The sequence below is a fragment of the Polaromonas sp. P1_G2 genome (genome assembly GCF_056405515.1).
Window position 1 is genome coordinate 22,614 of sequence record NZ_JBFUBY010000037.1, and the last position, 6,974, is coordinate 29,587.

Annotated in this window: 6 protein-coding genes and 1 tRNA gene; 4 read left to right on the plus strand and 3 right to left on the minus strand. The window is 63.7% G+C overall.

What is annotated here, in order from left to right:
- Positions 1–121: 121 nt before the first annotated feature.
- The 3 genes from AC1D0P_RS06125 to boxB are packed head-to-tail and all read left to right on the plus strand — an operon-like array spanning position 122 to position 4,169.
- The gene (locus tag AC1D0P_RS06125; RefSeq protein WP_477675899.1) at positions 122–1,018 is read left to right on the plus strand and encodes a helix-turn-helix transcriptional regulator; all 897 of its coding nucleotides are present in this window, start codon (positions 122–124) and stop codon (positions 1,016–1,018) included.
- Between the two features lie 22 nt (positions 1,019–1,040).
- The gene (gene boxC, locus AC1D0P_RS06130; RefSeq protein ID WP_477675904.1) at positions 1,041–2,735 is read left to right on the plus strand and encodes a 2,3-epoxybenzoyl-CoA dihydrolase; all 1,695 of its coding nucleotides are present in this window, start codon (positions 1,041–1,043) and stop codon (positions 2,733–2,735) included.
- A 9-nt stretch (positions 2,736–2,744) separates the two neighbouring features.
- Positions 2,745–4,169: a benzoyl-CoA 2,3-epoxidase subunit BoxB gene (gene boxB / locus AC1D0P_RS06135; RefSeq protein ID WP_477675900.1), complete on the plus strand. Its 1,425-nt coding sequence runs from the start codon at positions 2,745–2,747 to the stop codon at positions 4,167–4,169.
- A gap of 72 nt (positions 4,170–4,241) precedes the next feature.
- On the opposite strand, the gene AC1D0P_RS06140 is transcribed toward boxB, so the two are convergent.
- From AC1D0P_RS06140 to AC1D0P_RS06150, 3 genes are read right to left on the minus strand one after another with little or no spacing between them, the layout of a single operon-like run.
- Positions 4,242–4,628, minus strand: a complete 387-nt coding sequence (locus tag AC1D0P_RS06140; RefSeq protein WP_477675901.1) for a DUF488 domain-containing protein — start codon at positions 4,626–4,628, stop codon at positions 4,242–4,244.
- A gap of 48 nt (positions 4,629–4,676) precedes the next feature.
- Complete coding sequence (locus AC1D0P_RS06145) at positions 4,677–6,152, minus strand: TRAP transporter large permease subunit (protein ID WP_477675902.1); 1,476 nt, start codon at positions 6,150–6,152, stop codon at positions 4,677–4,679.
- Complete coding sequence (locus AC1D0P_RS06150) at positions 6,149–6,652, minus strand: C4-dicarboxylate ABC transporter substrate-binding protein (RefSeq protein WP_477675903.1); 504 nt, start codon at positions 6,650–6,652, stop codon at positions 6,149–6,151. Before AC1D0P_RS06150 ends, AC1D0P_RS06145 begins: the two co-directional genes overlap by 4 nt.
- 154 nt (positions 6,653–6,806) lie before the next feature.
- Between AC1D0P_RS06150 and AC1D0P_RS06155 the strand changes: the two genes are divergently transcribed.
- Positions 6,807–6,883: transfer RNA gene (locus AC1D0P_RS06155), tRNA-Pro, on the plus strand.
- The last annotated feature ends 91 nt before the right edge of the window (positions 6,884–6,974 follow it).

Below are 6,974 nucleotides of genomic sequence, written 5' to 3' on the forward strand. Positions count from 1 at the left end.
AAAAAGATGCAATAAACTGCTTTACATCAAGTTAAAGTGAAGTATACTGCAATTAATGCGGGGCGCAACGGTAAAAGTTGCATAAAGCCTAATTTTTTCAAACAGGTGTCTCTTGGAAATCATGTCTGAACAGGAATCGAAAGCCACGCTCAGTGAACTGGGTGCCCGCGTTCGCGCCTGGCGTGCTCGCCGCGGCATGACGCGCAAGCAGCTGGCTTCGGATTCGGGCCTGAGCGAGCGTTTCCTGGCCGACGTGGAAAGCGGCAAGGGCAATGTGTCCATCAATTCCCTGGAAGCCGCGGCCCGCGCACTCAATATTTCCATCCTGGAACTGCTGCAGGATGCGCCGCGACCGGCGCTGGCCCGCGTGCAGGGCCTGCTGATGCGGCTGGACGATGCCCAACTGGACCAGGCTTACAGCCTGCTCGGCGGCACTTTCGGCCTCAGCGACGCGCTGGGCCGCGAGCAGCGCGTGGCGCTGATAGGCCTGCGCGGCGCCGGCAAGTCCACGCTGGGCAGCCAGCTGGCGGCTGAGCGCGGTGTGCCTTTCATAGAACTCGACCGTGAGATCGAGCGCGAGGCGGGTACCAGCATGAACGAAATCCTGTTGCTCCACGGGCAGGCCGGCTACCGCCGCTATGAGCGCCGCGCGCTGTTCCGCATCGCCGAGGATCACCCGGAAGGCGTGGTCATGACCACGGGCGGCAGCATCGTGAGCGAGCGCGAGACCTTCGACCTGCTGCAAAGCCGTTTTTATTGCGTATGGCTCAAGGCCAGCCCCGAGGAGCACATGGCCCGCGTGGTAGCCCAGGGCGACATGCGGCCTTTTGACACGACCCGCGGCGCGACCGACGAGGCGATGGAAGACATTCGCCGCATCCTCTCAAGCCGGGAAGCGCTTTATGCCCGCGCTGACGCCGTGGTCGATACCGCCGCGCGCACACTGAAACAAAGCCTCAAAGACCTGGAACGCGCCGTTCCCAAAACAACCGTCCGCGAACAAGCCGAACGGACCTAACCGGAGACACCCCATGAACGCCATGACAGAACCGCTTTTATTCAAACAGGTCATAGCCGGCCAGGAGCGCGAGCTCGTGAGTTTCTCCACCCACCCCAGCAAATACCAGCACTGGACGCTGAGCGTGGAAGGCGACGTTGCGCGCCTCAAGCTCGACATCAACGAAGACGGTGGCATCAAGCCGGGCTACAAGCTCAAGCTCAACAGCTACGACCTCGGTGTTGACATCGAACTGCACGACGCGATCAACCGCGTGCGCTTCGAGCACCCCGCCGTCAAAGTTGTGGTGTTCGAGTCGGGCAAGGAAAAGATCTGGTGCTCAGGCGCCAACATCTACATGCTGGGCTTGTCGACGCACGGCTGGAAGGTCAACTTCTGCAAGTTCACCAATGAAACCCGCAACGGCCTGGAGGACTCCTCCCGCCATGACGGCTTGAAGGCGATCGCCTCGGTGACCGGCGCCTGCGCCGGCGGCGGCTACGAACTGGCCCTGGCCTGCGACCGCATCATCATGGTCGACGACCGCTCCTCCACCGTCAGCCTGCCGGAAGTGCCCCTGCTGGGCGTGCTGCCCGGCACCGGCGGCCTGACCCGCGTGACCGACAAGCGCAAGGTGCGCCGCGACCTGGCCGACATTTTCTGCACGACCTCCGAAGGCGTGCGCGCCGACCGCGCCAAGGACTGGAAACTGATCGATGCCCATGCCAAGCCGCAGCAGTTCGGCGACTTGCTGAACACCGAAATCGAAGCGCTGCGCGCGCAGTCAACACGAGGTGCCGGTGCCAAAGGTATTGAACTGACGCCGCTCAAAGCCCTGATCGATGACGCCGGTTACCACTACAGTCTGGTCGACGCTCAGATCGACCGCGAAAAGCGCATCGCCACTGTCACGGTGAAGGCGCCCGCAAGCGCGATTGAATCCACACCTGAAGCGATTGAAGCGGCCGGCGCTAACTGGTACCCGCTCAAACTGCAGCGCGAGCTTGACGACGCTATCCTGAACCTGCGCACCAATGAACTCGAAGTCGGCACCTGGGTCATCAAGACCACGGGCGACGCCGGCCAGGTCATCCGCATGGACGAGGTGCTGGCCAAACTCAAAGACCACTGGCTGGTGAAGGAAACCACGGGCGCGTTGCGCCGCACGCTGGCGCGGCTGGATGTCACCAGCCGCTCGTTGATCGCGCTGGTCGACGCAGGCTCGTGTTTTGCCGGCACCTTCTATGAACTGGCCCTGGCTTGCGATCGCATCTATATGCTGGACTTGCCGGATTCGCCCGATGCGGCGCCCGCGCTGCAACTGAGCCCCGCCAACTTCGGCTGGTTTCCCGCCGTCAACGGCCTGACGCGGCTGCAGACGCGCTTCTGCGAAGACAGCGCCACGATTTCCCAACTGCAAAAACTCGGCGACAGCCCGCTGCGTGCCGACCAGGCGCTGGCGCTGGGCCTGGTGACCCTGACACCCGACGACATCGACTGGGAAGACGAGATCCGCATCATGCTGGAAGAGCGCGCTTCGCTCTCGCCTGACGCCATGACCGGCATGGAAGCCTCGCTGCGCTTCCCCGGCAAGGAAACCATGGAAACGCGCGTGTTCGGCCGTCTCTCAGCCTGGCAGAACTGGATTTTCATTCGCCCGAATGCGGTGGGTGAGGACGGCGCGCTCAAGCTCTTCGGCACAGGCAAAAAAGCCAAGTTCGATTGGAAACGGATTTAAGGAAACATCATGAGCTCTATAGACCTCCAGGCCCTCATCCCCAACAACGTCCACCTGGGCGAAAACCGCCAGCTCCAGCGCGCGCTGGAGCACTGGCAGCCGGCCTTCCTGAACTGGTGGGACGAGATGGGCCCCAGCGACTTCAAAGCCAAGGAAGTCTATTTGCGCACCGCCGTGGGTGTCGATGCTTCGGGCTGGGCCAGCTACGGTTACACGCCCATGCCTGACTACCGCTGGGGCATTTTCCTGGCCGACAAGGAAGAGGGCCGCAAGATCGGTTTTGGCGACCACATGGGCGAAGAGGTCTGGCAGGACGTGCCCGGCGAATACCGTTCCACCTTCCGCCGCCTCATCGTGACCCAGGGCGATACCGAGCCGGCCTCGGTCGAGCAGCAGCGCCTGCTGGGCCATACGGCGCCTTCGCTGTACGACCTGCGCAACCKGTTCCAGGTCAACGTGGAAGAGGGCCGTCATCTCTGGGCCATGGTCTACCTGCTTCACGCGCACTTCGGCCGCGACGGACGTGAAGAAGCCGAGGAGCTCCTGATGCGCCACAGCGGCGACGCGGACAAGCCGCGCATCCTGGGCACTTTCAACGAGCCCATGGACAACTGGCTGTCCTTCTTCATGTTCACCTATTTCACCGACCGCGACGGCAAGTTCCAGCTCAAGTCCTTCGCGGAATCCGCCTTCGACCCGCTGGCGCGCACCACTCGCTTCATGCTGACCGAGGAAGCCCACCACATGTTTGTGGGCGAGACCGGCGTGGGCCGCGTTATCAAGCGCACGCTGGAAGTCATGAAGGAGCTGGACACCGACGACGTCGCGACGCTGCGCAAGGCCGGCGTGATCGACCTGCCCACCATCCAGAAGTTCATGAACTTCTGGTTCACTTCGTCGCTGGACCTGTTCGGCTCGGAAGCCTCGTCGAATGCCGCCAACTACTTCAGCAATGGCATCAAGGGCCGGCCCGATGAAGCCAAGTTCGCCGACCACGTGGAACTCGAAACCGAGATGAGCATCGTGGTGCCGAACGGGCAGGGCGGCCTCAAGAACGAGACGATTTCGRCCCGCAACGGCATGAATGAAATCACGCGCCTCGAATACGTCAAGGACTGCAATGTCGGTGTGACACGCTGGAACATGGGCATCAAACGCGCCGGCGTGGACTTTGAACTCACCTTGCCATCGACGCGCTTTCGCCGCGAAGTCGGCGCCTGGGCCGGTAATTTCACCGATCCGCTGGGCAACCCGATCAGCGCCGCCGATTTCGAGGCGAAGAAAGACCAGTGGCTGCCGACGCCGGCCGACACGGCTTTTGTGAAAAGCCTGATGAACCGCGTCACCGAACCCGGCAAGATGGCCGCCTGGATTGCGCCGCCGGATCGCGGCATCAATGCCAATCCACTCGAGTACGAATACGTAAAGCTCTAAAGGCGCGATTTAAGCCAGGTCGGGGCCGCGGGACTGCAAGGCCTCGGGCGCTCGCAGTGAGCAACCGTGGGGCTAATCGATCTTGGCGCCGCGCTCTTTGAGCAGGTCCCGCAGCAGCGAGCGATGGCAGCGCGCCTCGTTTTCGCAATAGCAGCCCATCGCGAAGTTCGCCCGGTGTGACAGCGCCGCCAGCAGGTCGAGGCTGCGGCTGGCGTCGGGCTCGTTCATTTCCGAGCGGTATTTTTTGCTGAAGGCAGCCCAGTCCTTGTCGGAGTCCACACTCTGGCCCAGCTTCATGGTTTCCACGCTGGGCGCGAGGTTGGGGTACCAGACGTCGTACCAATCCTGCGAGGCGAACTCGGCCTTGGGCACGCCGCGCGGCGGCCTGCGCACCGTGCCTATGCGCAAACCCTCGTCGGTGCTGCGGGCTGTGCCCAGCCTGATGATTCTGATGGCCATTGCAGTCTCCTTTTCTGCGAACGTTCACAAGCTCTTTGTTGAAGCGGTTCAGGGCGCGGCCGGAGCGGTGGCGGCACCCGGTTCGGGTGGCTCTACGCGTGACATCTCCCGCATCTGGCGCGCGATTTCATCTTCGGCCATGGGCGCCTGCGCGGAGGCCGCGGGTGCGGGAGCATCCAGCCAGTGCACGGTGAACGGAAAAGTGAACACCGCTACCGTGAGCGCCACCTGCACCAGCAGCATGGGCCATAGCGCTGCCAGCAGCCGTCGGCTTGAAATGGCCGGCAGGCCCGAGCGGGACCTCGCCATTAGTACGGCGTAGCCCATGGGTGGAATCAGGAAGCTGAGCTGCAGCACCAACAGTAGCAGCACCGCCGCCTGCTGTGCGTCGCCCAGGCGCGCGATCAGCGCCGGCGCGACGATGGGCACGATGACAAAAATCATCTCGAATGCATCCAGCACCCAGGCGCACAAAGCGACCAGCAACAGTACCAAGGCCGCCGTCACCCCTGGCGGGAGCGTGGAGCCCAGCAGCAGGCCGTTAAGCCAGCGGTCGGTGCCGAATACGCGAAACACCAGGCTGAAAGTGGTGGCGCCCACCAGCAGCGCAAACAGGGCGCCGCTGAGTTTGAGCGTGTCAGCCAGCACCGCCTGCCAGCCGGCCGCCGGCAGCGAGCGGCCCAGGAGGGCCGAGACGACCAGCAGCATCGCGCCGGTTGCCGCCGCCTCCACCGCGTAGAGCTTTCCGGTAAAGACACCGGCCAGCAGCAGGACGATGGTGCCGCCCGTGAGCAGGGCGACGGCAGTCTGGGCGCGGCTGGCCGGGAGTTGGGGCGGGTGTTCTTTCTGTTTTCCGGCCTGGCGCCAGGCCACTACGGCCCAGAGCGCCAACACGCACAGGGCAGGCAGCAACGCCGCATGCATCACGTCCTGGGTGTTGATGATGCGCTGGCCTGTCTGCATATAGCCCGGCAGCCGGCTGGCCTCCAGGTGTGCCAGCAGCATGGCATCGCCCAGCAACAGCAAGACCAGCGAGGGCGGAACCACCACGCCTATGGTGGCGGCCACGCTGATGATGGAGACGGCCCGCGCGGTGTCCAGGTGCGCCATGCGCGGGGCAACAAGGCGTGAAAGCAGGGCCGAACTGGAGGCGACCGAGCCGTTCATGGGCGCAATCAGGGCGCCTACGCCCAGGGCCGAGAGGGCGTGCGCGCCGGCCAGCGGGCGAAACAGCCGCAGCAGCGCGGAGTACAGGGCGTCGGCCACCGTCAGGCGCTGCAGCAGCACACCCATGAACACATACAGCGGCATGGCCTGCAGCAAATCGTTTTCAAGCAACCCCAAGGTGCGTACCGGAAGGGCTTGCAGGATTTGCAGGTCGAAAGCGCCCGCCGCCAGGCCCAGCACCGCGAACAGGCTTGAGACGCCTATCAGCAGGGCCCAGACCGGCAGGCCGGTGGCGAGAATCAGCGCGCCCAGCGCCAGCAGCATCCACACACCCGCGAGCGGGCCGGTCAGGTTCATGGCGAGCCCGGCGTACGGCCGTGCGGCAAGAGTTCGAGCAGGCCTTCGGCCAGCACCAGCAAGAGCATCAACGCCATGGCGAGTTTGATCACGAAATAACCCGGTGTGAGCGTTTCGCCAAATCGCTCAAAAGAGGCTACAGAGGCAGCAACCAGCGGCCAGCCGGCCCACAGCATGAACAGCGCCCAGGGCATGACACAGGCCAGTAGCGCCCAGGCATGCCAGCGCGGCCGGGGCGCGCCGGACGGATGAGGCTGCAGGGAGGCCAGGTGGGCGTGGTTTCTGGAGGCCGCCGTCACGGCCACCGCCACATACAGCGCGAACAGCACCTGCGCCGCATCGTTGGCCTGGCGTGAGTAGGCTTGCACAAGTTCACGCAGCGGCCACTGGGCCAACAGCAGCGCCGCCAGCGGCAGCACCAGCAGCGCGAATGCCGCAGTCAGGCGCGTCAGTCCTTTGTCGACTTGGGACGCGGCCGCGGCGGCGGTCCCCATCCTCATGCGGCCCCAAAGTTGCGGCGGCAAGCCTTTGCGTCGGGCCGGTGCTGATCAGGCTGGACAGCGAGGCGAAATTTCATTGGGTAATCCAGTGAATGGAAAAAATGAAGGGGGCGCGGGAAAGTGTAGCGGGTTCGGGCTATAATATTTGACTAGTCGGAGTGTGGCGCAGTCTGGTAGCGCACCTGGTTTGGGACCAGGGGGTCCAAGGTTCGAATCCTTGTACTCCGACCATCATTTCCCAGCAAAAAGCCCACGTCAGTGGGCTTTTTCATGTCCGCATGGCGGCGAAGCCCTCAGGACTTGAGCGGCCCGAAGTTAGAAG